The following is a 24,182-nucleotide window of genomic DNA, read 5'->3' on the forward strand; positions in this document are numbered from 1 at the left end:
TCTTCAACCGATGTTAAGGACCTCCACTATTCTTTAGATGAGATTCTCCTCTTGGAATTGCCTATCACCAATTACATTCGCATTAAAGTCAGTTTCCATAAGGAAGATTTACTTTCACTTACTAAAGAATATTGGTTAGATGGAAATGCTCTTTATTATTCCTACTTGATCAGAAAAGCTGGTATGAATTACTGTACAGTCCACTTGGACACAAAAAAGAGCCTTCTTTAGCTTTAACGAAATTAGCGAAAGAATTTTCTAAGGAACAACTCGAAATTGTTAGCCTCGCTACTATTCAAAATCATCTTAAATCGCCTGGAAGCTATTTATTCAATCAATTTATCTCTTTTTTTCTATTTATTACTATTGGCAGGCTGCTCCAAATATAAATCTGTACTTATTCAAGGCTATATTGAAGGAAAATTTGTTTACCTTTCTTCGAGCATTTCAGGCGTATTAAAATCATTGCCTATCTATCGTGGCAATCAGGTAAAAGTCAACCAAACGCTCTTTATTCTTGACTCCGAACCCCAATAATCTAAGCTAAAACAAGAAAAAGTAGAACTCACCTGACAAAAATAAAATCTTGAAAATATTATCAGGGGCGAGCGCCAGACAATATTAGAGCGCATTATCGCTCAACGTGAACAGGCTATTGCTGACATGACTTATACAGACCAAACATATATTCACTTTCAAAAGCTTTATCAAATGAAGGCCATTTCTAAAAATGAACTCGACCAAGCAGCTGCTGACTATAAGGCGAAAAAGCAATTAGTTAAGAAAAACGAAGCGAATTTAGAAGAAGCTAATTAGATGAAAGAAAACATGATGCTATTCTCGCCCAGCAGGCTTCCCTAGATGCTGCACAGGCGAATGTAATTAAATTAATTTGCAACTTGATCAAAAGACTGTGTAGCACCTAGAGCAGGAAAATTTTTTGATACCTTCTTTAAAGTTGGTGAATATGTACTTGAAGGAGAACCTGTTACTGCTTTACTTTCCTCAAATAATATTAAATTAATTTTTTGTATACTATGACCCCTATTCAGCTAGTTAAAATTAAGTAGCGTCGTCGATTTTAAATGCGATAGCTGTGGAATGCATCAAGCAAAAATCTACTTATATTTCTCCAGAAGCAGAATACACTCCACCAGTCATCTATAGCGAGAAATTACGAGCGAAATTAGTATATCGTGTTGAATTTTTCATTTCTAAAAATGAAGCTCCTCACTTATGTAAGAATGGAAAAACATCATGACTGATCCAATTTATATCATAGACGTTAAAAATTTAAATAAATCATTTGATAGAATCAGAGCCGTTATTAACACTTATTTACACAAGTTAAAAAAGGAGAAATCTTTAGTTTCCTAGGACCTAACGGGACTGGGGAAACGACCACTATTTGTATGTTATGGGATCCTATAGTTCCCAATTCTGTCTCCAGACAATTTCTAAGTTATGATGTTATTAAAGAATCATCAGAAATTAAAAGACAATCAGGATACATGATGCAACGTTTTAGTTTTTATGAAGATCTGAGTGTGGCAGAAAATTTAAATTTCGTCGCAAGATTATATGGAATAAAAAATGGCAAAACCCTTGTGAAACGAAGTATTGAGGAATTAGGGTTAGCCGATAGGAGCGAGCAATTAGCAGGAAAGTTATCCGGTGGTTGGAAACAACATCTAGCTCTTTCTGCAGCACTAATTCATGGTCCCAAATTATTGCTGTTAGACGAACCGACCGCAGGAGTTGATCCTAAAACTCGTCGAGAATTCTACGATCATATTCATTATTTAGCGAAACAAGGAATCACAATGCTAGTTATTACCTATTTATATGGATGAAGTTGAACGATGTACTCGGCTCGCTTACATTTCTTATATCCGCATACTCGCTCAGGGTACTGCTCATTCAATTATTGAAGATTCCCATTTATCTACATGGAAAGTCTTTGAGGAAAATCTCATAAAATTAGCAGAGAAATTAAAGACCTTAAGCCGGCTTAGACTTAGTTGCTGCCTTTGGAAGTGCTTTACATGTCAGCGTGACCAATGCTAACTAATTAGGAAAAGGAGGCCAGTGAGTGAATAAATATTTTTCTTGGCGCCGTTTTGTTCTGGCGTAATTCTCAAAGAATTCGTCCAAATGCAGCATGATCCTTTAACCTTTGCTATGATTATCGATATTCCTCTAATTCAACTAATCTTATTTGGTTTTGCCATTAATACCAATTCCAAACATTTACCGACAGATCTTGTAAGAGAATACCCTATTGGCTGAAGGTAAGGTGTTATTTATCGTCAATATTCCCGATGATTTCAGACGTAAATTAATTCGTGGCTTACGACCATAAATTTTAATTGAAGCGGATGCCAGCGATCCGTTATCAGCGCCCAATGCTTTAGCGGCAGTGCCGCAATTAACAACAACCGTTTTAATCCTCTCTTTAAAGGACCCCTTGAAAATCTCGATGCTTCTACACTGCCTATCGATCTTGTTCTTCATCAAAAATATAATCCCGAAAATATTACCCAATATAATACGTTCGAGGTTCATTAGGCGTAGTATTAACAATGACAATGGTATTAATCATCAGTTTAGCCATGACCAGAGAACGCGAACGGGGTACATTAGAAAGTCCTTTAGCTACTCCAGTGCGACCGCTGGAAGTCATGGTGGGGAAAATCACTCCCTACATTATTGTAGGATACATTCAAGTCTTTATTATTTTATTAGCAGCACGCTATTTATTTAGCGTTTCAATGGAAGGAAGTATTATTTTCTATTGCTTCTCAGCACCCTTCCATTTATAAGGAGCCAATTTATCGGTAAGTCTTACATTTTCTAGCATAGCCAAAAATTAATTACAAGTAGTGCAATCTGCCTTTTTTTCTTTTTGCCATCAATTTTATTGTTGGGTTTTATTGTTTCCTTTTTTTGGAATGCCCAAGTGGGCTTAATAGGTTTGGAAAGTTTTACCGCTTACGAATTTTTTACGTATTACGCGGGGAATTTTATTAAAAGGAAATAACCTGGAAACAAATCGTTCCCAATTTATTGTCTATCGTGCTTTTCCCGGTAGTAGCATTAGAAATCGGACTTAAAAATGTTATCGCCAAACACTCGATTAGCGTGGCTCTTTTTGCACCTTTGCCCCCCCTAAGCTCAAAGCGATAACAAAAACTATTGAATAAATCTAGATTAGCAGCAATATTTCGCGCTAAAATTACACAGTCTCATCAAATCAGTTTTATTGAGGACCCCATAAAACTATCATTTCTTCGAGCTATCGTTTCTATGACTCTTGCTACTTTAGGGCTCATGCTATTTAATTTAATTAACCGCTTGTTGCGCGCATAAACCGCTACCACCCGCCAGTTCCTTATTACTAGTATTCGGGTAACAACTCCTCTTTCTCATGTCCGACAAAAGCATCTACTTACTAAATTGCAAAATCGAGGAGTGCAAACAATCCATCAAGGCTCTCGCTTGCAATTGCCTTTACCGATAAATCGATTTTTCGTCGGTCAAAATACCACTATTAAAGAGGAGCAGGCTACCACATTGCGTTTAATTGCACTTTATCTACATAACTATATGTCCGCACCCACGTGAGGTGCTATCCGATAAAGATTTATCCCTACACAGCTCAAGTGCATACTCGAAAATATCAATATTATGTCACTAATCAATATGCTCAAGTGATTGCTTCCTTTCTTTGGAATCATGGCTTTTCACCAATGCAAATGAAGTGTAGTGGGCTTGGAGGGGAATCTCCCATTGGCAGTTACCGGACCCCTGAAGGTAATGCGTTTAATCAACGAGTGATGATCCAAGTAAATTAGAAAAAGAACTACCTCCTTAATTCCCTCCAAGCCATTTGGAGGACATTTCCCAATTGCTTAGCATCTCGGGTTAATTTTTTTGGATAGCTGTAATAATAAATATTTGACCACCCTGAAGCGAACGAACACTCGCAACAATATTAATGGCATTACATGCGTAACAGAATGATTTTGAGCCTGAATGCTTGAATATTTTTTACCCACAGATATTGCGCACTTCTAAAGTAGGACATCCTGGAAGACGCGCGTAAAGTGTTTGAGCTAAGCCCACTAAATAGACGCTTCCTCTTCCCTTGCTATCAATTGTCAATGTAGTGGCATTAACACAACGTAAACGAATATGATTGGGGCCTTTCTGGGTAATTTGATTGACCTTCATCATCCCTAGAAGTCGGATATTGCCACTTCCTAAAGAGATTATAGATAATCCCCGACTACGGAGGTGATTACTTGTTACGCTAGCCGGTCTATTAATCATTAATAATCAATTTCGTTAAATCCGATTTTGCTATTTGTCGGAAGCTTTTTAATAAGAGGTAACCAAGGAGCTTGAATAAAAAGCGTATGATTAGGTCCGATGAATATGGACTGGTTCCGAAGAATACCGCGATACGGTCACTTTTGTAGGATTTCCACTCTTAATTATGAGGTTAAAGTAACCTTCTGTATTGATGGTCGTAAAGCCAGCCTTATTTTTAGGACATTCAGGATCCTAACATAAGCAAGGGGCAAAAATAAAATTAGAATACTCAGAATAGAAAAACCGCTGTAATAATTCATGTGAACACCTAACCTATTGATACAATTGATCTCTGTTTAAAATATCCAAGGTATTTTCTTTTCAGAAGCTGCTATCCTCTCAGAAGCTGCTATCCTCGAACGTGAAATTCGTTCTATTATGAAATATTTGTTCAATAGATACCAGCTTTTCAAATTTTGTAGTTCGCGTCAGTGTATTTAGTCAGTTAATAAGTCGGCATCTATCCCAAGCTAGGCTAAAAAAGCATTTGTCAAAATAGCCACTAATTCTTGAAGAGCCTGACCCCGATGGCTAATTGCATTTTTTTCTTTGAAGTCTAACTCAGCAGCAGTGCAACGATAGGAAGGGATATAAAAAATAGGATCATAACCAAATCCATTTTTTCCCTTAGGTTCATAGGTAATTTCTCCTTCCCACACTCCGTGGCAAATAAGAGGTGCCGGGTCCGTTTCATTTTCTATTAAAGCTAAAATACAATGAAAACTCGCGCTGCGATCAGGACTATCTGCGTTCTCTAATTCTTTTAAAACTTTTTGCATTCGATTTGCATCGGTTGCATTATCACCTGCATATCGAGAAGAAAAGACCCCTGGGGCCGAATTCAAAGCAGTAATGATTAAGCCAGAATCATCAGCTAAAGCAGGGAGGCCTGAATACTTTGCTGCGTGACGCGCCTTAATAATAGCATTTTCTACGAAGGTTGTTCCAGTTTCTTCTACCGGGGGAATATCCAATTTTGTCTGGGGAATAAATCGTATTTCAAGACTCTTTAACATATCTTGTATTTCTACCAATTTTCCTTCGTTTTGACTTGCTAAAACAATTTCCAACATAATTACAACTCTATAAAATAATTTAACCCTGAAAAAGCCCTTTTATGACTTTGATGATGTGTAACCGTGCACATTTTCTGCCAAATGTTCAAGAAACTCCTTTAGGGGATGTCATTAAAAATAATTTTTACATACCGCTTGCAATTTAGGATTGTCAATTGCTGTAGTTCCGGATCAAAAATCAGCTTGACGCTGCATTTGTAGCCATTAATAACTCGCCTGAGATAAAATTTGTATTTGCTTTATCGTTCGCTCTACTTTATGGTTGAATTCGACCATCATTAAAGTAACGAATGCTGAATGTAATTATTAAGGCACTAATTGTAATTGCCAAAATAACTTCAAGCAAAGTTATTCCTTTTTTATACATGAGTTATTACCTGCTTTCTAATTATATCGGCAACTGCCTTTACCCATTGAGGATGAGAATTTAAGGAAGGAATTAAGCGCAATTCCTCACCACCTAATTCTTTCCATTGAGCATTGGCCCGAATACCAATTTCTTCTAAAGTTTCTAAACAGTCTGCAACAAATGAGGGGCAAATGACAACTAATTTTTTAATTCTCTTTTTTTGCTAATTCTACTAAATAATGATCGGTATAAGGGTGTATCCACGCCGTTCGACCCAGACACGACTGGAAAGTAACTCCCATAATACGCAAACCCTAAGTTTAATTGACTAGCGAGCAAATGAGACGTCATAAAACATTGAACACGATAACAATTGCTATTTAAAAGTTAAAACAGATGGACATTCCTTCTGTCGATCACAGAAATCTAATGTGCAAAGACTCTTTAAATATATCTCAGGAAGGCCATTATAGCTAAATAAAAAATAATTCGATTGAAAATTATGAGTATTTTCTTGAATTAGCTTAATTAAAATATTAATAATAGCCCGGCTCGTCAAAAAACCAATCGATAATAGTTAAGGTTTTATTTTTACTTTTAGTTTGCACTTCAACTGAAGCAGATTCTGTCGCCGATGAAGAAAATTATGGAAACAAGGGCAATACCACAATTTGCTTGTAACCAGCAGCTTGCAATTTTTGCAAGGCGGAGTCAATAGAAGGTTGTCCATAGGGCATTCATAAGGCTACGCAAAAATCCCATTCTAAGTTTTTTTTTGCTACCTCTTTGTAAATGCTCGACTATGGAATTAATAGCGGCGAACCTTGAGAAGTCCAAATCTTTCAATATAATTGGGCTGAATATTTCGGCCGGATCGGCAAAATAAAAAAATTAACCCAGTGTAGAGGTTTTGGAAAATCGATAATTCGGCGATCTGAGAGAAATTGTTTTAAATATCGTCGTACTGCCGATGAGGTGGGAGCATAGGGTCTGTCAAGATTAGTTAATAAGACACCTATTTTTTCGCCAACTGGAGATTTCATTAATTCAAAATTATTTTTTTCCAACGACCATTCTCGCCAACCCTGCCAAATCTTTATAATCCTTAACCGATTGATAACCCACATCTTGCATAAGAATACTAATTTTTTCGGACTGATCAAATCCATGCTCTAACAACAACCAACCTCCGGTTCTTAAGTATATTTGCGCTTCTTCAATAATAACCCTAATTGCCGATAAGCCGTCTAGACCACCAGCTAAAGCTTCTCGAGGTTCATATTTTAATTTCTGAAGATGTTTATCTCTATCAGGAATATAAGGTGGGTTTCCTACAATAACGTGATAATCACGCTGAGGCAAAGCCTTACACCATTCACCCAAATATAAATTAATATTTTTTATTTTATAACGCCTTATATTAGTTTTAGCTACTTTTAACGCTTTTGGTGAATTATCAGTAGCATCAATTTGCCAATGTGGCCGTTCCCAAGCAAGAGCTAAAGCAATTGCACCCGAGCCTGTTCCTAAATCAGCAATTCGAATTGCCTCATTTTCCGGGAGCAGCTTTAAAATATGTTCCACAAGCATTTCTGTTTCGGGACGGGGAATAAGCACATCCGGCGTCACTGTCAAATTCAAAGACCAAAATTCTTTGTTCCCTACAATATAAGCGATCGGTTCACCAGCAAGACGATGCTTCCCATACTCCATTATTTGTTTCTGTTGTTTTTTAGTTAATAGTGCTTCGGAATAAGCAAACAATTCGGTACGCGATTTTTTTAGAACTTTACCTACGAGTATTTCGGCGTCCAACTTAGCAATTTCTGAACCTATTAATTGTAATTGCTGCACTATTTTATCTATCATCTCCTTAATTGAAACCATTTGATCGTCCATTTTCATCTCATTCCCCGCTTAATTCAGCCAATTGTTCTGCTTGCAATTCACGAATCAAAGGACCGATGACAGGATCTAAATCCCCTTCCATGACTTCATTGAGTTGGTACAGCGTTAAATTGATTCGATGATCGGTAACTCGCCCTTGTGGGAAATTATAAGTACGAATTCTTTCAGAACGGTCACCGCTACCAACCAGCAATTTTCGCTTGGTGGCTTGTTCTTGTTCTTGTTTCGATCGTTCTGCAGCTAATAATTTTGATTGCAATAGAGACATTGCACGAGCTCTATTTTTATGCTGCGACCGCTCATCCTGACATTCCACCACCACCCCAGTAGGGATATGGGTAATACGAATCGCTGAATCCGTTCGATTTACATGCTGTCCGCCAGCACCAGAAGCTCGAAAAGTGTCAATGCGCAATTCAGCGGAATTAATCTTGATTTCGTCAATCTCTTCCACCTCAGGCATCACCGCCACTGTACAAGCAGAGGTATGAATCCGCCCCTGCGATTCTGTGACTGGAACTCGTTGAACCCGATGAGTCCCCGACTCGAATTTTAATTGAGAATTAACCCCCTTGCCAACAATTCGAGCAATTACTTCCTTAAATCCACCGTGTTCGCCTTCATGAGCGAATACGATGGTCATATGCCATTCCTTCTTTTCCGCGTAGCGCGCATACATACGAAACAAATCCCCCGAAAAAATTGCCGCTTCGTTCCCGCCCGTTCCTGCACGGATTTCGAGAAAAATATTTTTCTCGTCATTGGGATCTTTAGGAATTAAGAGAATTTTTAATTGATCTTCTAATTCATCTTGTTTAATAGTTAATTGCCCTAACTCTTCTTCAGCCAATTTTTTTAATTCAGGATCTTTTTCGGCAATCATTTCTTGGACCGATTCAATAGCCTCATTATTTTTTTCATAAGCTTGGAAACACTTTACAATAGGTTCTAATTGTGCATACTCTTTTCCTAATTCTCGATAGCGATTTTGATCACTCATCACGCTGGGATCGCTCAGTAATCCGCCAATCTCACTATAGCGAAAGCTTAGAGTTTTTAGTTTTTCAAGGAGAGAAGTTTTCATCATAGAATTTAAATATCAAACAATTCTTTTTCGCACAACAATAATTGCATATGTTCTTCATAAGCAGCTTGACACAATTTTACTGTCGGTTATTTGATTACGGATGTGCTTACTCGCAGCAAAAACAGCAGAAAATAAGTGCTTTAATTCTGAGCCCACCGCACCTTCCTGACAGGCGACCTCGTAAGCTTGTTTCATCTGACCAAATATCTGCGGCTCCCCCACAATCATGGAATCCAAACCACTATAGCAACCCGAATAAGATGATTAACCCCTTCCAAATCACGACAACTGTAGCAAACGGATGCTATATCGGTATTTGCTAATTGGGGTTGGTTCAATAAGCATTTAAGAATAGGAGTAATCTCCGCTTCCGCTGCTGCAGTATAAATTTCCGTACGATTACACGTAGATAATAGCATGGCCTCATTGATTGCCTCACGTGTCAAGAAACTGCGAAGAGTCTAGGGTATCAAATTAGCATTGAATACTAACTTTTCTCGAATCTCTAACAGAGCCAATCTATGATTAACACCACACATTAGGAGATTAACACCACACACTAGGAACTTCACTGTTAAATCTCTCCTCTCTTGGAGGGGGATTTAGGCAATACCACCCACCCCTTTCGGCTGAAAAATAATACCACAGGAAGAGTGTCTTTATAGCCCTTTAGATTCCAAAGTAAAACTGTTTAGCTTAGAGAGGAAGGGTTTGATCTGCAGAGATAGTTTCTCGCATACGCTCAATGGTTATTCCAGCACCATCGGCATCATCAAACACCGATAATTTTGTAACACTCAACTGAAGCCAATGTATGCGAAATTGAGAAAAAAGAAAATCGGCACAACGATTCGCCAACGTTTCGACTAAGTTAAATCGTCGATTGCTAAAAAATTCAATTAAGCTACTTCGGACCCTTGCATAATCGATAGTAGAATTAAGATCATCGGACCTACAGGCTTGTTTACTGTCGATACCCAAAACAACATCGAGAGCAATTCTCTGCGACGAGGTTTTTTCGTGTGGCAAAATACCAACCTGGGCAGATATTTTGAGGTTACGAATAAAAAGTTTATCCACCGGACTGTTTTTCTCGGATCTCTTCAAAGGTCTTACAGTCTATGCACTTACTCGCCGTAGGACGCGCTTCTAAGCGTCGAATACCAATTTCTGCACTGCAATCTTCACAATACCCGTACTCACCTTCTTCAATTGAATCTAAGGATTGCTCAATTTTTTTAATAAGCTTGCGTTCACGATCGCGGGTTCGTAGTTCTAAATTAAACCCTTCTTCCTGGCTAGCACGATCTAACGGATCAGCATAGACGTTCGCTTCTTCCTTTAAATGACCCACTGTAGAATCGACCTCTTCCATAAGTTGTTTTTTCCACTGAAGCAGAATTTTACGGAAATGATGTTTCTGCTTTTCATTCATATATTCTTCACCCTTTTTAAACTTGTAAGGTGAAAAATCTACAACCGCAGTCTTCATTTTTGTAGTAGTTGCTTTTGGTACCGCCATTGCCACCTCCTCCAAGGGCCTTAAAAGTTGACACATTCTATACCAAACCATAAAACACACAAGCTAATTTTTGTTTAAAAATTGGTTCGGCCGGAACTCTTAAATATTCAATTAAGGATACTATAGGAAGACTAATCCGACCACTCACCACAAAAAACGGTGGCTGTCAGACCTGTCATGATGACCGGAGTTAAAGGACCTTGCCAATCAACGATAAGGCTTCCGCCGGGCTGATTAACAACAACACGTTCCTGCAATAAACCCGAGCGCCGACCTACCGCCACTGCTGCACAAGCGCCGCTACCACAAGCTAGGGTTTCTTCAGCGCCGCGCTCATATACCCGCAAGCGAATGTTTTGTGCATCAATAACTTGCATGAACCCCACGTTTGTACCTTCCGGAAAACGCTCGTGAATGCTTAATTGAGGACCGAGCTTCGATACTTGTAGCGCATCGATAGTATTTACTGGAATTATCGCATGTGGATTTCCGATATTGACTACACCTAATTTTATCTTTTGATTATCGATTTCCAGGTTATAAAAATTGGCAGTTTTAGGTGCTATAAAGGGAATGTCGGTAGGATCGAATCGAGGCACCCCCATTTTAACGGAGACTTTATCGTCTGATTGGATTTTGAGTTCCAAAATATCCTTCAGGGTAGAAACCCGCAATTCATCTCGCTCTGTAAGTTGATTGGCACGAATATATTGAGCAATACAACGAGCACCGTTTCCACACTGACTTACCTCGCTTCCGTCCGTATTAAAAATTCGGAAATGAAAATCAACGGTAGGGTCTTTAGGAAGTTCAATAACTAATAATTGATCAAACCCCACCCCTAAGCGACGATTTGCCATTTTTTGGATTTGAGAAGTCGTCATTTGAAAAGGCTGTTTCGTAGCATCTATCACCACAAAATCATTGCCTAATCCATGCATCTTCGTGAAATTAATTTTCATCGTATTAGCGATCCCCTACGAATGTGGGGCTTAGTCGATTTTGGCTACCTTTCGACTGTTGGGTTGAGTCGGTTTTTTTTGGTAAATATAAAGGCCCTCGAGCTCCGCAACCAACGAGGATTAAAGAGGCATAAATAAGGATGATTTTTTTCATAATTGATAATAATATTAATTGATAATAATATATTAGTGAATGGATATGAACAATTCTTTGGAAAGCATTACAATACCTCCCACTAAAGCGGCCGTAGGCAGTGTGATTTGGCTGCACGGGCTAGGCGCTGATGGGCATGATTTTGCTGATATTGTACCCCAGTTAGCCTTGCCACAAGATCTTCACCTTCGTTTTATATTTCCCCACGCTCCTATAAGACCAATCACAATGAATGCTATGATGCAAATGCGTGCTTGGTATGACATTTATAGTCTCGCTGATCTCACACGTGAAGACGAAGAAGGTATAGCTCAGACCCAACGATCCATTAATCAGTTAATTGAAAAAGAAATTACTAAGGGTGTTCCAAGTCATCACATCGTTCTCGCTGGGTTTTCTCAAGGTGGCGCGATGGCTCTTTATACTAGCCTTCGGTATTCAAAACCACTCGCGGGCGTTATTGCTCTATCGACTTATCTTCCTCTCGCGGACCAATTGGCAGCAAAAGTGAGTGGTGTTATTAATCAACAAATACCCATTTTTATCGCTCATGGGGACTCAGATCGCGTTCTTCCTCTCACTTTAGGAAAACAAACTTTCCAACTCTTAAATCAACTGGGTTATCCTGTGGAATGGCATGAGTATGCAATGGGTCATCAAGTATGTTATGAAGAAATTAAAGCAATTGGAAAATGGCTAGCCAATCGCTTTTCTTAATCGCTCTAATTCTCCTGTAGTTCCCACATTGAACCATTTCTCCTGATAGAGTTCTCCGCTAGTGGCCTTGTCGAGAAATAGCCTCAGTAAATAATTGATGGGGGAATCGAGTTGGCAATTAGCAAATAATTTCGGATGGAGCTTAGCAATATTCGCATAGGTCAGTTTAGGTACATCAAAAACAACTTTGTCTTCTGGCGTCAATGCATAATCCCCTTCCGGATGGTAATCGGGATTTTCTACAAAAAGAAGAGGCACTTACGACGATAAACGGTTCGTTTTCTAATAATGGTAAGGCTTGAAATACCACCGCCTGTTCCTAAAGGATTTGGTTCAAACTAAGAGTAATATAATAATTTAAGAGTAATAAATTGTTACTCTGTAACTTTCGCCACTACCTAAGTAATCCATAATTTTATTAGCATGATGAGAAATATTAATGACCACTTCGCAAATATTCACCACGCTTAACATTTTCAAATTATGTTCTATTAACCCCCTCTCAGTACCAACAGATAATAAAGGCTTAGGAATATACTATCTGTTAAAGGTTTCAACCGAGAACCGCGGCCTGCTGCCAATATCATTGCTTTCATTAATCTCTCTTTAATCTAGGACTGATGCCTCTCGTCAATTCAATCCAACCACTGCTTCCTGAAGCAACGGCTTTAGTTCTTTCAACTCGGAATAGCGTCCGCACACGCTTTCCACATACCGTATATCACTCTTGGAATATATTACAAATAATTTGGTTTCTGATCTCGTTCATTCAATCGAGCAAAAAGGCCAATATAATTTAAATGCCCTTGTAAACCGATCCAATCAAACCAGCGCAAAAATTGTTCTGGATTTCGATCTTTTAATACCCCTTCTTCGCAGACTTGACGATGAAACTGTAATACCCATTGCGCAACTTGCTCGGACGGCCAATCGATATAACAATCTCTTAATAAAGAAAATAAATCATAAGTTACAGTCCCCCCCAAAGCGCATCCTAAAAATCTAAAATTCCCCAGCTGATGCTTTCCAGCCACAACCCAGCCAAAACCATTAAATTACGCGAATGGTAATCCCGATGTACACATACTTGGGGGTGCGATAAAGCAGACTCAATTAACAATTGAAAAATAGTTGCTAAAATATTTTTTCTTTTTAAAGACAATGAAGTTTTTAATCTTTCTAAATACCAATCGGGAAACAACCTCATTTCACGATAATAGAGATCAGACGTATTCTGATGCAAAGAAAAATTTTCTATTTCTCGATAAGGATAAGATTGAATAGGTAATAAATCACTAAAAGCACCTTGATATAAGTCATTCACCGTTCCAAAATCTGGTAACAACAAAAAACCCTTTTTGTTGTTACCACAAATGTAAGAAACATTTAAACCTAATTTTTCAAATGGCTTGGAAATTGCAACCTAAAGGAAATTCTCTGGAATGGCTTTCCCATGTGTTTATTCAACCATGCACAGAGGTCTTAAAATCGTTTGTCGGGAACACTTTCTCCCATAATCACACTCATTTCACTATTAACCATGGTCAAATAACCATGGTCAAATGGTACTTAAGAGGTTACCATTCTCCAACAACTTTAAAATTAGAAAGAAATTCTTACAGTGAAGTTAAGAAATTTATTTATTTTGGTTTTTTTTATTCTAACTTTGCTTTTTTTTCAGCAACTTGGTGTTGCTAAAAAAGCAAGCAAAGCTACCAAAATTTCTTCATCAAAACAACGTCTCGTTTCCGAAACCTTACCGGAGGGCTGGTCTCGCTATCGCTTCCAGAAACACATTGCAAATATCCTCGGATGGATTCCTACTGAGGGAATCTGCCTTTTTTGTCATGGTTATTTTGAAGAGCCCCTGATGGTAAGCGAATTTCCCCACCCCGCTGCAGCGAAAAAAGAGCCCACTATAATTACTGCTAGAGGTTCTTCCACTGTAACAGCTAAGGGAATATCTATTTTGCAGAAAGACGTGGTTGTTATTCAGCCAGGTCGTATTGTCAATGCTGATAAAGCCTATATATATCGAGACGAAAAAACTGGCCAGGTTAACAAAATTGTTCTCGTTGGGCATGTTCGTTTGCGCGAAGCTGGTAAATTAATTGTTGCGGATAAAGGGAAATTAACACTTCACCCAAAGACAGCGGTCTTAAAAAATTTGGCCTATCGAGGCTATAACGATAAATCTTATATTCCGCAATTTAATCCCTTCAATGCTTGGGGAACAGCAAAACAGGCAACCCGAGATGCATCCCAAGTCATAACCTTACAGCACGCTACCTACAGCACTTGCGATCCCACTAGCCCTACGTGGTGGCTTAGTGCCACAACATTAGTGTTAAATAAACAGACATATCGAGGAGAAGCCTACAACGTGCTATTGCGGTTTTATGGTTTTCCTGTTTTTTATTTTCCTTACTATAACTTTCCTATTGATAATTATCGAAAGACGGGATTTTTAACTCCTCGCATTGGTCTTAGCGGTAGTTCAGGCGGGCTTTTTTCTCTTCCTTTTTACTGGAACATGGCACCCAACTACGACCTTACCTTAACACCTGAACTTATGAGCAAGCGCGGTCTCGATATGCACGCACTTTTTCGCTTTTTAAGCGCTATAAGTAGCGGCGACATGTACGTGAGCTATCTCCCTGACGATACGCTCTTCCAGCAGTTTCGGGAAGAAACTTTAAGCAAATTTTCTAACCCTTATTATGCTAACAATCCCCGCTATGCCCCCTATCTTGATCAATTAAAAAATATGAAAAATCAGCGCAGCCTTTTTTCAATAAATGAGCATACGGCTTTAAACCCAGAATGGTCATCCAATATTATTTTAAATTACGTTACAGACCCTTATTTTTTCCAGGATTTAGGCGGCCAAATGAATGCAAGTTCCCTCTCTAATCAACTTTTAAATCGAATTGATTTGCAATATAGTGGATTACATTTGCAGTTTAATGGCATGCTTCAAGCCTATCAGACACTCCACCTAATTTCACAAATTTCGGCCCATGCGCTTGATCAATACGCTCGGCTTCCTGACTTCAATGTTGATGGCTATTATCCAGATATTACGCCCCACATGGACTTTAATCTTAATGCGGAAGCAATCAATTTCAGTTATCAAAGCAATTTCACACCTGATAAACCCATCGGGCAACGTTTCCATATGCGACCCGGTTTAAGCTTTCCTTTTTATTTTGTATCTGGCTATATGAATCCTCAGATATGGGCCGATGCAACAGCCTATAATGTTGAACATTTTCAACCCGGTCAGGTACAAACTGCTGGCCGCTTATTGCCGATTTTTGATATTGATTCGGGGCTTTACTTCGATCGAGATTTTAGTCTCCGGGGACGCAACTTCACCCAAACGCTTGAGCCTCGTTTCTTTTATTTGTATGTCCCTTATCAAAATCAAGATAAATTACCTAATTTTGATACCGTCTTATTACCTTTTGCTTTTGAGCAACTATTTGTATTGAATCAATACACGGGCGACGATCGTCTGCAAAATGCTAATCAAGTAATCTTTGGGCTTACCTCTCGTATTTTTGATGGCATTACCGGGGCCCCACTCCTAACAGCCAACCTCGGTTTCATGTATTTAATTGGAAACCAACGTGTTTGGCTTCCCGCAGGATGCACACCCCTTAATTTTCATTTCTCTCCCATTGTCAGCGAACTCATTTATTATCCTTTTCCTCACTGGTCCCTAACCACCAGCATGGCATGGAATCCTAACCTTCGCCAAACCAATAACTCTTCTACAGTAATAAGCTATGCTAATGAAAGACGTAAAGTCAGCCTAGGCTATATTTTCGTGCATGGTAACGGTCAATCTATTGTAGGCCCCAGTATCATTAGCCCGCCCAGCAGTATTTATAGCACTAACACCAGTGTCAGTTATCTTTCCGTACAGTGGCCTCTTTCTGCCCAATGGTCTGCCAGGACCTATTGGGACTACGATCTCACTCGTCATCATACCGACGTCGCCGCTGTTGGTGTACAATACAATACGTGTTGCTGGGCATTGAGTTTTATTACACGCCGAACTTATACAGGCTTAATCGTTGATCCAGTTAGCGGCCTTAAAAATAGTTATGATACGAGCTATTTTGTTCAACTCGAGTTGAAAGGGCTTGGCGATTTTGGAAACGCTCCTATTGCAGGACAATCGTTATTTAATACGATATATGATATTCCCAATGATATGAGGTAAAAATAATGTTTAAAATAATAATCCGTTTAATAGCAATATCTCTGCTTACAATAAGCGCTACCAGCATGGCACAACAATCTCCCCTTCCTGAACCTAACGCTACGCAGGAGGAACCGCTAGATCAAATTGCTGCGGTAGTCAATAACGAAATTATTACTCAAAGTGAATTCAATCACGCCTTAGCCGCTGCAAAACAACAATTTACTCAGCATCACATTCCTATGCTCAATGAAAAAGTATTTCGAAAACAGGTGATAGAGCAATTGATTTATCAAAAATTGCAATTACAGTTGTCTAAACGAAATAAAATCAAAGCCAGCGACGAAGAAATAAATGCAACCATCTCTAGAATAGCAGCTCAAAATCAGCTATCTGAATCAGCTCTCAAAGAAAAGCTCAATCAACAAGGTATTTCTTATCGGGAATTTCGTAACCAAATACGGAAACAATTGCTCATTTCCAAATTGCAACAGCAAGTGATGGCGAATAATATCACTATTAGCAAATCGGACCTCGTAGCTTTTCAAAAACAACATCTAGCACAAATTGCTTCTGCTCGTTATCATGTGGCTACCATATTAATTCGGGTTCCGGAGGGTGCTACTCAAGCTCAAATCAATCATGCAAAGGGCAAAGCCTTTTTAGTTTTAAAACAACTTCGTAAAGGATTAAGTTTTGAATCCGCCATGTCTGCTCACCCAGGCAGTAAGGATCTTGGATGGAGATTAAGTAGTAATCTTCCTCAAGTCTTTGTGAACCCCATTAGAAAAATGAAACCTAACGAGCTAATAGGGCCGATACAAGCTCCCAATGGATTTCATCTCGTTAAATTACTAGGTAAAGAAAATCAAAATAGGTCTAATAATCAGCAAATTCAACAGGCCGTTTATCAGAAAAAATTTGAAAAAGCCTTGCAACAATGGTTGGGGCAATTGCGTCGTTCCTCTTACGTTCGTATTTATATTAATTCCTGATGACCCCTATCGTTATTACACCCGGAGAACCTGCAGGAATTGGACCGGATATTGTAATCCAGCTGGCGCAACATAAGCTTTCAATGCCTCTTGTTGTCATTGCCGATCACACTTTATTGATGGAAAGAGCAAAAGTGCTTGGTCTCGAAATTCCTAATAATTTAACAATACGTCATATTCCTTTGAAAGTTCGATCTATAATGGGAAAACCGACTCCCGCTAATGCACAATATGTTTTAGAAACACTTCAGGTTGCTGCGGAGGGTTGTTTAAATGGAAATTATAAAGCTCTAGTAACAGGGCCGGTAAGCAAAACAGTCATAAATGATGCCGGTATTCCTTTTACTGGTCACACTGAATGGTTAGCAAAGCACGCAAAGGTAGAACAAACTGTAATGCTCTTTGTAGCAGATGCCTTAAAAGTAGCTTTATATACGACGCATGTTCCATTATCTCAAGTTTCTGATTTAATTGAAAAATTACCCTTAGAAAAATGTATTCGCCTTCTGAACGTGGGTCTTAAAAAATATTTTTTAATTAAAAAACCTACTATTGCTCTCTGTGGAGTAAACCCTCATGCAGGCGAGAATGGACATTTAGGAAAAGAGGAACTATCAACAATTATTCCTGTTGTTAGAGCTCTTAACCAAGAGGGTTTTTCACTTATAGGTCCCCTCCCAGCCGACACTGCATTCACACCTCGGACAATTGAAAGTTGCGATGCTATTTTAGCAATGTATCATGATCAAGGATTAGGACCAATTAAAGCTTTAAAATTCGGCTCTGTTGTAAACATGACACTGGGCTTGCCTTATATACGTACTTCTGTAGACCATGGAACCGCATTTGACCTCGCAGGAACCGGATTGGCCGATGAAAAAAGCTTAATTACAGCAATTAAATTAGCAGCAAAGAACGCATGAACGGATTTCATCTGCCACGTAAGCGTTTTGGTCAACATTTTCTTAAAGACCCCTTTATTTTTGAGAAAATCATTGCTGCCATTCATCCTCAAAAAAAAGATACAATAATAGAAATTGGACCCGGTCAAGGTGCCTTAACCGATTTTTTAATCAACGAATGTGCTAAATTAATTCTGGTGGAAATCGATCGAGATCTTGCAGCTTCCTTACAAAATAAATATTCTACCTCAGAAAACTTTAAGATTTATCAATTGGATGTATTACAATTTTATTTCTCGACCTTAGAAATCGAAAATAACTCACTCCGTATTATAGGTAATTTACCCTACAACATTTCGACCCCCTTACTTTTCCATTTATTTACCCAAATAGAGTTTATTCAAGATATGCATTTTATGCTTCAAAAAGAAATTATGTTGCGATTAACGGCTCCGATAGGAAGTCCCAATTATGGTCGCTTAAGTCTCATGACTCGGTTTTTTTGCGATAATACTTCATTGTTTAACGTTCCCCCTAACGCTTTTACTCCTCCTCCCCAGGTAGAATCAGCTTTTGTACGCTTGATTCCCCGAAAAACGGCAACCAAAACTGTAAAGGATTTTAATCAATTCAGCGCAGTTGTCAAAGAGGCGTTTACTTACCGCCGAAAAACAATCGCCAATGCGCTTAAAAAATTAATACCCAATGAAAAATGGAATATAATAGGTATTAATCCTCAATCACGCCCACAAGAACTAACGGTAGAGGATTTTATTAAAATTAGTAATTCACTCCAAGACAGCTAGATAGCTGAATGATAAGGAATCCTATAAACTAATCCCTATGAACTATAAACATATACTTGGTCGCCATCGACCTTTTCTCCTCGCAGCAAACAAGTAATTCGACGTACGAAATCAAGTTACGTTGAACGCCGTCCACGTAATTGAACATTCGCCAGCTGCTTATGGCGGTGAATTTTCTATCCCAATTAATGTCGATCTTGAACAAACTATTTGAAGCCCACGCCAGCAAATCTCTGGCAAAATTTTATAAGGAAGTTAACATTCTGCCTGAAAGACAATATACCCTTTCGGGTATTTTAAAACACGTCCATAATGGAACTTGCTGAAAAATTAAGTATTGATCTTATTTATTGTAGGAACTCATGGACATCATGGTATCGATAAATTATTAGGCTCTTGGGCTAATGCTATTCTCCATGCGGCTAAATGTGATGTTCTTGCTTCGTACTAAAGAATAGCATTAAAATTTTTTAGAAAGATTTAAGTAGAAAGATTTAAGTAGAAAGAGAAGACTAGGTTAAAAATAGATGATTTATTTCCAATTTTCACGTATTATACAGTGGGATAGTTAACAGATATAGAATTATTAAGCAACTATCGCTTGAATTATCTATCTTTGTTCCTTTTTTCTTTATTTCACCCATTTCTCTTAACTTCAATTCATTTCGTCTAACTACAAAGGATCTTGAAAATGAAAAAATTAATTCTATCAAGCATTATTTTTACTCTCAGCATCTTGTCATTTTCTGGGATAGCTTTTACTAACCCCTTTACTTTAACCAACTAATAAAAGATTCTCTAAATTTAAGTCGAGGAGAATGCAAAACCACAAGTGATCCTAGTTTTTACAAGTGTTTCACTCATCAGTGGATATTAGGGGTATCAGTCTCGAGGTACTAGGTAATTACAGCCCTCAACATATCAACGATGTGTTTACAATCCATGCTTAATGAAAGCTATTCTTATGAGCAGATATACCAAAAATATGGATCACCAGTAGGACCCGCAGAATGTTTCACCGATTTAAAAGTATTGGCATGAGCATTTCAGTACATGCTCTCAACCCAGTTAAAAAAATGGAAGTCCCAGCGAGTTTTTAAAAATTGCTAGGACTTTTTTGTGATTAACGATAGATAATAATATCCAGAAAAATAGCTATTTTAGTTAGCCTTTCCTTCCTTATTATTAAAAATAGAACTGCAGTTGCTAATCATTTCGAATTTAAGGATTTTCCTTCTCTCTGGCGTGCTCATTACTTCTATTTGGGTGTTAGCCTAGTTTACGGGAGTACCGATTGGAGCTAGTTGGTCGCCGAAGGAACAAAATATGACATGGTAATGCTTACCACTTCAGCACCAATTTCTTCCGACGATCGCAGCTTCTTATATGGCTTAGTTTTAGGTTATGAAATTCAGCCACCTATTGTCATGAATTCGCTAGTCGATAATGGCTACATCTCTCCTACCTTCAGTAATGGAACGATTAATGCTGGAACTCGGATTTCAGTATCATGTGCTGGGTATGGTAAAGCTGTTTTTATTCCTACTGTCAATTATGTCCCCTTTATTATTATATGCATTGACATTGAAAATAGCTTACCGATTTTAGGGGAACTGTTTCCAACACTCCGATTTTTTATTGCGTTGAAGATCCCTTTCTCGTACCCTACTATAAATAAATAGAACTTATGGGCTAATTTCATGAATGATGAGTCGCTTGAAAACACATTGATTAAAGCTATTCTTGAAGATCGTCGCTCAGAGCGACGATGGCGAAATATTCGCTTCGCAGGCTGGATGTTTATTTCGTTACTTCTAATTATCTTAATTTTTGCTCCCTCAACTTCGGAATTAGAAGCCAGAAAAAGCAACACCCCCTATGTTTCCCTAATGCGCTTAAATGGACCAATTATGTCGAATACCTCTTTTTCGGCCTATCAAATTCTGCCTAATTTAGTGAACGCGTTTGCTGATAAAAACTCCAAAGGGGTTATTTTGGTAATCAATTCCCCCGGAGGTAGTCCTGTTCAAGCTTCCACCATCCATGACAAAATTCTTGAATTAAAAAAAGAATACCATAAAAAGGTTGTGGTCCTAGGAGAAGATGAACTTGCTTCGGGTGCTTACCTAGTATCTACGGCGGCCGATAAAATCTACGTTAATAAGAACACTCTCACCGGCTCAATTGGCGTAATTATGGGAGGATTCGGATTTGTAGATACCTTAAAGAAAGTGGGAATGACGAGACGCTTATTTACAGCAGGAGCTCATAAAGATCGTTTGGATCCCTTTGAACCTTTAGATTCTCAGGATGTTATTAAAGTCAAAACGGTACTTGAACAAGTTCATCAAAATTTTATTAATACAGTTATTGTTGGTCGAGGAAGCCGATTACGGGGGAGTCGTGAGGAACTATTTTCAGGTGATTTTTGGACGGGCAAAGAAGCCACGCAACTGGGAATTGTCGATGGTACCGCAAACCTATGGACCGTGCTTGATCAGGAATTTGGAGTAAAGCATTATCGTGATTACACTGCCAAAATTCCTTTTTTTCAAGCTCTATTCCACAACACAGCTACACAACTTTATTTTCATTTAACGAACGAAATTTCGCCAATTCGCGAAGAAATTTATTAGCGTAAAGAACAAATGAGTACGTATATTATTGGTGACGTGCAGGGATGCTACCGCGAATTAAAGGAATTATTAGCTCTGATCCAGTTTGATCCTTCTCAGGATCGATTAGGCTTTGTGGGCGATCTGGTTAATCGCGGTCCTCATTCCCTTGAAGTATTGCGTTTTATCAAATCTCTTTCTTCGCCATTAATAGTTCTTGGAAATCATGATTTATTTTTATTAATTCTAGGCTACGAGCTTATGCCTGAAGATTCTTATGAACATACCCTACACAACATCTTACGCGCTCCCGACAAAATGGAACTCTTAGAATGGTTACGAGGTCGCCCCTTAGTTCATTACGAAAAAAATGATTATGCTCTTTTAGTGCACGCCGGACTTCCTCCACAATGGTCTATCGAGGAAAATCTTGAGCGCGCCAATGAAGTATCGCTTACTTTACAAGGACCCTATTTTAAAGAATTTTTAAAGAATTTATTTGGAGATGAACCCTTCCAATGGGATAATGACCTTAAAGGACAGGAACGACTCCGATACATCACCAATGCATTCACGCGGATGCGTTTTTGTGACGAAAAAGGGGGGCTGGATTTAAAAGCAAGCGGTAAGACAAGCACAAACAGAGAACACTTCCAACCGTGGTTCGATTGGCGCCACCATGAAAAAGAAAGAGTTAATATCTTATTCGGCCATTGGGCTGCACTTAACGGCCAATGCGATGCACCCTACTGCCACGCATTGGACACCGGCTGTACATGGGGTCACCAACTTACCGCATTAAACCTTGAAACAAAACAACGTTTCGCCATTCCTTGTCGTTCTTCTCTTCGGATGTAATGCTACCATTGACAATAAAACGGACTGGCATTATTACATACCCTATTAGGCACATTAAAATGAATGCAGTTACCTTTACCGAGCTCAGAGCACAACTTAAAGAAATTCCGGATCTTTTTCTTATCAACATGAGCCCATCATTTAAACGGTCCTTATTTACTTAGTAATGAAGGCAACGCCGCTCATCTTCGTCAACCTATTCGCAGTTTAAAACAAGGTAAAATCAAAAAAAAGAAATTAATGTATGATTGATGCTAATCACTTTTACTGCCGAAGCCTGGGAAGATTATTTATATTGGCAGAAACTCGATAAAAAAATGTTTCGCTGAATAAATAAACTCCTTAAAGAATAAAGAAACTCTGCGTGAGCCCTTTTCAGGAAAAGGAAAACCGGAACCTCTTAAATTTGAACTGCAAGGATATTGGTCAAAGAGCATCGATTAATTTACAAAATTTTAGATGATTCATTAATTATTATTTCTCTAAGATTTCATTACAATTAAATTTATTCCATTATTTTTTAGTGATCCTTATTTTTCGCTTTAATTCCAAAAAGCTAAAAGCATACAGATTATTTTCATTCGGCCCATGCTTTATTTTAGAGACCACGATCCATTCGTCGGCATTCCACAATGGGAAATAAGTGTCACCCTCAAACGAATGCTCGATAATTGTTAGAATCATTTTATGAGCTTTGGGTAACGTTTCCTTGAAAAGACATCCGCCACCAATAATCATAACCTCAGACTCATCCGCCAAAGCATTTAAGGCATCATCAACCGAAGAAAAAATTTCACATCCTTCAATTCTCAAACCTGGCTGTCGGGAAATCACAATATTGCGGCGGCGAGGTAAGGGTTTTCCGATGCTTTCAAAAGTTTTCCGTCCCATAATAATGGGTTTTCCAAAAGTAACCGATTTAAAATGAGCTAAATCAGCAGGTAAATGCCAAGGCAACTGATTTAGCTGACCGATGAGGCGGTTTTTGTCCATGGCAGCAACGAGAGTGATGAACACTATTATTGGCCTATTTTCCGTAAAATTTCACACCAATTTCAATTTGTGACCGCCCATTTTTAAGCCACCAAGGATTCGTATCACGCAAAGAATACACACAACCGCAATATTCCTGTTGATAAAATTGTTCTAGTTTGGAAATTTCAATCATTCGCTGCGAACCGCCCTCTTTACGCCAATTGAATGTCCAGTAGATCATGTCAGGATATTTAGCCGCTGCACGAACGCCGCAATCATTTATTTGCTCCATATTTTTCCATCGAGAAATGCCCAACGTACTCGATATTATCTTAAAATTATTTTCATACGCATAAAGTTGCCGTTCGTTCAAATCGCATGTCAAAGCACATCGTGCATCGCATCCCACCCTCCGGCTGATATTCCATGCCTTTGGATCTTGCCATCCAATTCTCTCAGTCATAATCTGTGTCGACAAGGAATCTCCAATTTTTCAGTGAAACGAATATTTTCCTCTTTTCGAATAAAATACTCTTTTTCTGGATGAATATTAGGGTTATAAAAAAGACTTTAAAATCAATACCCGATTAAACCAACCGCTCGATAATCGCTCCCACACAAGGTGTACAGAAAGAATGCAACAATAATTTATCAGCATTGTTGGGCAACTTA

General features: G+C 38.5%; 31 protein-coding genes and 4 pseudogenes. 17 read left to right on the forward strand and 18 right to left on the reverse strand.

Translation table 11 applies throughout. The annotated features are described in order from the left end of the window. The first annotated feature begins 663 nt into the window (after positions 1 to 663). From CleRt_RS10415 to CleRt_RS12655, 6 genes are all read left to right on the forward strand, one after another. Positions 664 to 816 (forward strand): hypothetical protein, encoded by a 153-nt coding sequence (locus CleRt_RS10415; protein WP_157870912.1) that lies wholly within the window; start codon positions 664 to 666, stop codon positions 814 to 816. 545 nt (positions 817 to 1,361) lie between these two features. Continuing rightward, on the forward strand, positions 1,362 to 1,853 hold the full coding sequence (locus tag CleRt_RS12640; protein WP_235379231.1) for an ATP-binding cassette domain-containing protein: 492 nt from the start codon (positions 1,362 to 1,364) through the stop codon (positions 1,851 to 1,853). 301 nt (positions 1,854 to 2,154) lie between these two features. Further along, complete coding sequence (locus CleRt_RS13620) at positions 2,155 to 2,289, forward strand: hypothetical protein (RefSeq protein ID WP_306686699.1); 135 nt, start codon at positions 2,155 to 2,157, stop codon at positions 2,287 to 2,289. 293 nt (positions 2,290 to 2,582) lie between these two features. Further along, entirely contained in the window at positions 2,583 to 2,822 is a 240-nt protein-coding gene (locus CleRt_RS12645; protein WP_235379028.1) for an ABC transporter permease, read from the forward strand. 634 nt (positions 2,823 to 3,456) lie between these two features. Continuing rightward, positions 3,457 to 3,624, forward strand: a complete 168-nt coding sequence (locus CleRt_RS12650; RefSeq protein ID WP_235379029.1) for a hypothetical protein — start codon at positions 3,457 to 3,459, stop codon at positions 3,622 to 3,624. 38 nt (positions 3,625 to 3,662) lie between these two features. Then, positions 3,663 to 3,854 carry an OmpA family protein gene (locus CleRt_RS12655; protein WP_053097950.1) on the forward strand — a complete coding sequence of 64 codons (192 nt, stop codon included), beginning with the start codon at positions 3,663 to 3,665 and terminating at the stop codon, positions 3,852 to 3,854. A 196-nt stretch (positions 3,855 to 4,050) separates the two neighbouring features. On the opposite strand, the gene CleRt_RS10420 is transcribed toward CleRt_RS12655, so the two are convergent. From CleRt_RS10420 to dapF, 13 genes are all read right to left on the reverse strand, one after another. Beyond that, entirely contained in the window at positions 4,051 to 4,332 is a 282-nt protein-coding gene (locus CleRt_RS10420) for a hypothetical protein (protein WP_157870913.1), read from the reverse strand. A 512-nt stretch (positions 4,333 to 4,844) separates the two neighbouring features. Continuing rightward, entirely contained in the window at positions 4,845 to 5,447 is a 603-nt protein-coding gene (gene rdgB / locus CleRt_RS07665) for an RdgB/HAM1 family non-canonical purine NTP pyrophosphatase (RefSeq protein WP_048875673.1), read from the reverse strand. A 259-nt stretch (positions 5,448 to 5,706) separates the two neighbouring features. After that, entirely contained in the window at positions 5,707 to 5,817 is a 111-nt protein-coding gene (locus tag CleRt_RS14370; protein ID WP_157870914.1) for a prepilin-type N-terminal cleavage/methylation domain-containing protein, read from the reverse strand. Beyond that, positions 5,810 to 6,010 (reverse strand): ferrochelatase, encoded by a 201-nt coding sequence (locus CleRt_RS12660; protein WP_306686872.1) that lies wholly within the window; start codon positions 6,008 to 6,010, stop codon positions 5,810 to 5,812. Before CleRt_RS12660 ends, CleRt_RS14370 begins: the two co-directional genes overlap by 8 nt. A 433-nt stretch (positions 6,011 to 6,443) precedes the next feature. Further along, positions 6,444 to 6,536: a CbiX/SirB N-terminal domain-containing protein gene (locus CleRt_RS14375; protein ID WP_157870915.1), complete on the reverse strand. Its 93-nt coding sequence runs from the start codon at positions 6,534 to 6,536 to the stop codon at positions 6,444 to 6,446. Positions 6,537 to 6,641: 105 nt separating this feature from the next. Further along, a complete protein-coding gene (locus CleRt_RS10440) occupies positions 6,642 to 6,842 on the reverse strand; it encodes a ferrochelatase (protein ID WP_157870916.1) in 201 nt (66 codons plus the stop codon). Positions 6,843 to 6,852: 10 nt separating this feature from the next. Next, on the reverse strand, positions 6,853 to 7,686 hold the full coding sequence (gene prmC, locus CleRt_RS07675) for a peptide chain release factor N(5)-glutamine methyltransferase (protein WP_048875834.1): 834 nt from the start codon (positions 7,684 to 7,686) through the stop codon (positions 6,853 to 6,855). Positions 7,687 to 7,705: 19 nt separating this feature from the next. Beyond that, positions 7,706 to 8,791 carry a peptide chain release factor 1 gene (prfA, locus tag CleRt_RS07680; RefSeq protein ID WP_048875674.1) on the reverse strand — a complete coding sequence of 362 codons (1,086 nt, stop codon included), beginning with the start codon at positions 8,789 to 8,791 and terminating at the stop codon, positions 7,706 to 7,708. Between the two features lie 57 nt (positions 8,792 to 8,848). After that, positions 8,849 to 9,022, reverse strand: coding sequence for a hypothetical protein (locus CleRt_RS13625; RefSeq protein ID WP_082160476.1), 174 nt, complete (start codon positions 9,020 to 9,022; stop codon positions 8,849 to 8,851). After that, complete coding sequence (locus CleRt_RS13630) at positions 9,019 to 9,240, reverse strand: hypothetical protein (RefSeq protein ID WP_162198826.1); 222 nt, start codon at positions 9,238 to 9,240, stop codon at positions 9,019 to 9,021. The genes CleRt_RS13625 and CleRt_RS13630 overlap by 4 nt, the downstream gene beginning before the upstream one ends. Positions 9,241 to 9,490: 250 nt before the next feature. After that, positions 9,491 to 9,874 (reverse strand): dihydroneopterin aldolase, encoded by a 384-nt coding sequence (gene folB / locus CleRt_RS07690; RefSeq protein WP_048875676.1) that lies wholly within the window; start codon positions 9,872 to 9,874, stop codon positions 9,491 to 9,493. Next, positions 9,867 to 10,316 carry an RNA polymerase-binding protein DksA gene (dksA, locus tag CleRt_RS07695; RefSeq protein ID WP_048875677.1) on the reverse strand — a complete coding sequence of 150 codons (450 nt, stop codon included), beginning with the start codon at positions 10,314 to 10,316 and terminating at the stop codon, positions 9,867 to 9,869. The genes folB and dksA overlap by 8 nt, the downstream gene beginning before the upstream one ends. Before the next feature lie 131 nt (positions 10,317 to 10,447). Then, a complete protein-coding gene (gene dapF, locus CleRt_RS07700; RefSeq protein WP_082160477.1) occupies positions 10,448 to 11,278 on the reverse strand; it encodes a diaminopimelate epimerase in 831 nt (276 codons plus the stop codon). Between the two features lie 199 nt (positions 11,279 to 11,477). Between dapF and CleRt_RS07705 the strand changes: the two genes are divergently transcribed. Then, positions 11,478 to 12,149, forward strand: coding sequence for an alpha/beta hydrolase (locus CleRt_RS07705; protein ID WP_048875678.1), 672 nt, complete (start codon positions 11,478 to 11,480; stop codon positions 12,147 to 12,149). Here the strand turns inward: CleRt_RS07705 and CleRt_RS12670 are convergent. The 3 genes from CleRt_RS12670 to CleRt_RS10450 all read right to left on the reverse strand — a co-directional run bounded on the left by CleRt_RS12670 (position 12,129) and on the right by CleRt_RS10450 (position 13,494). Next, positions 12,129 to 12,407, reverse strand: a complete 279-nt coding sequence (locus CleRt_RS12670) for a glycosyltransferase family protein (protein WP_235379030.1) — start codon at positions 12,405 to 12,407, stop codon at positions 12,129 to 12,131. The two genes, CleRt_RS07705 and CleRt_RS12670, sit on opposite strands and share 21 nt — an antisense overlap. A gap of 479 nt (positions 12,408 to 12,886) precedes the next feature. After that, the gene (locus tag CleRt_RS10445) at positions 12,887 to 13,135 is read right to left on the reverse strand and encodes a hypothetical protein (RefSeq protein ID WP_157870918.1); all 249 of its coding nucleotides are present in this window, start codon (positions 13,133 to 13,135) and stop codon (positions 12,887 to 12,889) included. An 8-nt stretch (positions 13,136 to 13,143) separates the two neighbouring features. Beyond that, positions 13,144 to 13,494 (reverse strand): phosphotransferase, encoded by a 351-nt coding sequence (locus CleRt_RS10450; protein WP_157870919.1) that lies wholly within the window; start codon positions 13,492 to 13,494, stop codon positions 13,144 to 13,146. 276 nt (positions 13,495 to 13,770) lie between these two features. Here CleRt_RS10450 and CleRt_RS07720 point away from each other — a divergent pair, with 276 nt between their 5' ends. The 10 genes and pseudogenes from CleRt_RS07720 (at position 13,771) to CleRt_RS09480 (ending at position 23,038) form a co-directional block, all read left to right on the forward strand. Further along, entirely contained in the window at positions 13,771 to 16,380 is a 2,610-nt protein-coding gene (locus CleRt_RS07720; protein ID WP_048875679.1) for an LPS-assembly protein LptD, read from the forward strand. A gap of 5 nt (positions 16,381 to 16,385) precedes the next feature. After that, on the forward strand, positions 16,386 to 17,354 hold the full coding sequence (locus CleRt_RS07725; RefSeq protein ID WP_048875680.1) for a SurA N-terminal domain-containing protein: 969 nt from the start codon (positions 16,386 to 16,388) through the stop codon (positions 17,352 to 17,354). Then, complete coding sequence (gene pdxA / locus CleRt_RS07730; RefSeq protein WP_048875681.1) at positions 17,354 to 18,277, forward strand: 4-hydroxythreonine-4-phosphate dehydrogenase PdxA; 924 nt, start codon at positions 17,354 to 17,356, stop codon at positions 18,275 to 18,277. Before CleRt_RS07725 ends, pdxA begins: the two co-directional genes overlap by 1 nt. After that, the gene (gene rsmA / locus CleRt_RS07735) at positions 18,274 to 19,062 is read left to right on the forward strand and encodes a 16S rRNA (adenine(1518)-N(6)/adenine(1519)-N(6))-dimethyltransferase RsmA (RefSeq protein WP_048875682.1); all 789 of its coding nucleotides are present in this window, start codon (positions 18,274 to 18,276) and stop codon (positions 19,060 to 19,062) included. The genes pdxA and rsmA overlap by 4 nt, the downstream gene beginning before the upstream one ends. A gap of 37 nt (positions 19,063 to 19,099) precedes the next feature. Next, positions 19,100 to 19,513 (forward strand): annotated as a pseudogene (locus CleRt_RS12675) (universal stress protein). A gap of 853 nt (positions 19,514 to 20,366) precedes the next feature. Continuing rightward, positions 20,367 to 20,744: a hypothetical protein gene (locus tag CleRt_RS08505; RefSeq protein ID WP_053097952.1), complete on the forward strand. Its 378-nt coding sequence runs from the start codon at positions 20,367 to 20,369 to the stop codon at positions 20,742 to 20,744. Between the two features lie 18 nt (positions 20,745 to 20,762). Further along, the gene (locus tag CleRt_RS07745; protein ID WP_048875683.1) at positions 20,763 to 21,698 is read left to right on the forward strand and encodes a S49 family peptidase; all 936 of its coding nucleotides are present in this window, start codon (positions 20,763 to 20,765) and stop codon (positions 21,696 to 21,698) included. A 12-nt stretch (positions 21,699 to 21,710) separates the two neighbouring features. After that, complete coding sequence (locus CleRt_RS07750; RefSeq protein WP_048875684.1) at positions 21,711 to 22,535, forward strand: symmetrical bis(5'-nucleosyl)-tetraphosphatase; 825 nt, start codon at positions 21,711 to 21,713, stop codon at positions 22,533 to 22,535. A 153-nt stretch (positions 22,536 to 22,688) separates the two neighbouring features. Beyond that, positions 22,689 to 22,787 (forward strand): annotated as a pseudogene (locus CleRt_RS14380) (type II toxin-antitoxin system Phd/YefM family antitoxin); the annotation flags it as partial. Continuing rightward, positions 22,787 to 23,038: pseudogene (locus tag CleRt_RS09480) on the forward strand (Txe/YoeB family addiction module toxin). The pseudogenes CleRt_RS14380 and CleRt_RS09480, both read left to right, overlap by 1 nt. Before the next feature lie 10 nt (positions 23,039 to 23,048). Here CleRt_RS09480 and folA read toward each other — a convergent pair. After that, on the reverse strand, positions 23,049 to 23,552 hold the full coding sequence (gene folA / locus CleRt_RS07755) for a type 3 dihydrofolate reductase (RefSeq protein ID WP_048875685.1): 504 nt from the start codon (positions 23,550 to 23,552) through the stop codon (positions 23,049 to 23,051). Positions 23,553 to 23,562: 10 nt separating this feature from the next. Beyond that, positions 23,563 to 24,178: pseudogene (locus CleRt_RS07760) on the reverse strand (epoxyqueuosine reductase QueH). Positions 24,179 to 24,182 lie beyond the last annotated feature (4 nt).

It is taken from the genome of Candidatus Coxiella mudrowiae (genome assembly GCA_001077715.1).
In the GTDB taxonomy this organism is placed as follows: domain Bacteria; phylum Pseudomonadota; class Gammaproteobacteria; order Coxiellales; family Coxiellaceae; genus Coxiella; species Coxiella mudrowiae.

Bases quoted from the DNA above. Each gene is read 5' to 3' on its own strand.
- CleRt_RS12645 (WP_235379028.1), top strand. From the start codon at position 2,583: ATGACAATGGTATTAATCATCAGTTTAGCCATGACCAGAGAACGCGAA.
- rsmA (WP_048875682.1), top strand. From the start codon at position 18,274: ATGAACGGATTTCATCTGCCACGTAAGCGTTTTGGTCAACATTTTCTT.
- CleRt_RS13620 (WP_306686699.1), top strand. From the start codon at position 2,155: ATGCAGCATGATCCTTTAACCTTTGCTATGATTATCGATATTCCTCTA.
- rdgB (WP_048875673.1), bottom strand. From the start codon at position 5,447: ATGTTGGAAATTGTTTTAGCAAGTCAAAACGAAGGAAAATTGGTAGAA.
- CleRt_RS07705 (WP_048875678.1), top strand. From the start codon at position 11,478: ATGAACAATTCTTTGGAAAGCATTACAATACCTCCCACTAAAGCGGCC.
- CleRt_RS14370 (WP_157870914.1), bottom strand. From the start codon at position 5,817: ATGTATAAAAAAGGAATAACTTTGCTTGAAGTTATTTTGGCAATTACA.
- prfA (WP_048875674.1), bottom strand. From the start codon at position 8,791: ATGAAAACTTCTCTCCTTGAAAAACTAAAAACTCTAAGCTTTCGCTAT.
- CleRt_RS07745 (WP_048875683.1), top strand. From the start codon at position 20,763: ATGAATGATGAGTCGCTTGAAAACACATTGATTAAAGCTATTCTTGAA.
- dksA (WP_048875677.1), bottom strand. From the start codon at position 10,316: ATGGCGGTACCAAAAGCAACTACTACAAAAATGAAGACTGCGGTTGTA.
- CleRt_RS10440 (WP_157870916.1), bottom strand. From the start codon at position 6,842: ATGAAATCTCCAGTTGGCGAAAAAATAGGTGTCTTATTAACTAATCTT.
- CleRt_RS13625 (WP_082160476.1), bottom strand. From the start codon at position 9,022: ATGATTGTGGGGGAGCCGCAGATATTTGGTCAGATGAAACAAGCTTAC.
- CleRt_RS07750 (WP_048875684.1), top strand. From the start codon at position 21,711: ATGAGTACGTATATTATTGGTGACGTGCAGGGATGCTACCGCGAATTA.
- prmC (WP_048875834.1), bottom strand. From the start codon at position 7,686: ATGGTTTCAATTAAGGAGATGATAGATAAAATAGTGCAGCAATTACAA.
- CleRt_RS14375 (WP_157870915.1), bottom strand. From the start codon at position 6,536: ATGCCCTATGGACAACCTTCTATTGACTCCGCCTTGCAAAAATTGCAA.
- pdxA (WP_048875681.1), top strand. From the start codon at position 17,354: ATGACCCCTATCGTTATTACACCCGGAGAACCTGCAGGAATTGGACCG.
- dapF (WP_082160477.1), bottom strand. From the start codon at position 11,278: ATGAAAATTAATTTCACGAAGATGCATGGATTAGGCAATGATTTTGTG.
- CleRt_RS10420 (WP_157870913.1), bottom strand. From the start codon at position 4,332: ATGATTAATAGACCGGCTAGCGTAACAAGTAATCACCTCCGTAGTCGG.
- CleRt_RS07725 (WP_048875680.1), top strand. From the start codon at position 16,386: ATGTTTAAAATAATAATCCGTTTAATAGCAATATCTCTGCTTACAATA.
- CleRt_RS10415 (WP_157870912.1), top strand. From the start codon at position 664: ATGACTTATACAGACCAAACATATATTCACTTTCAAAAGCTTTATCAA.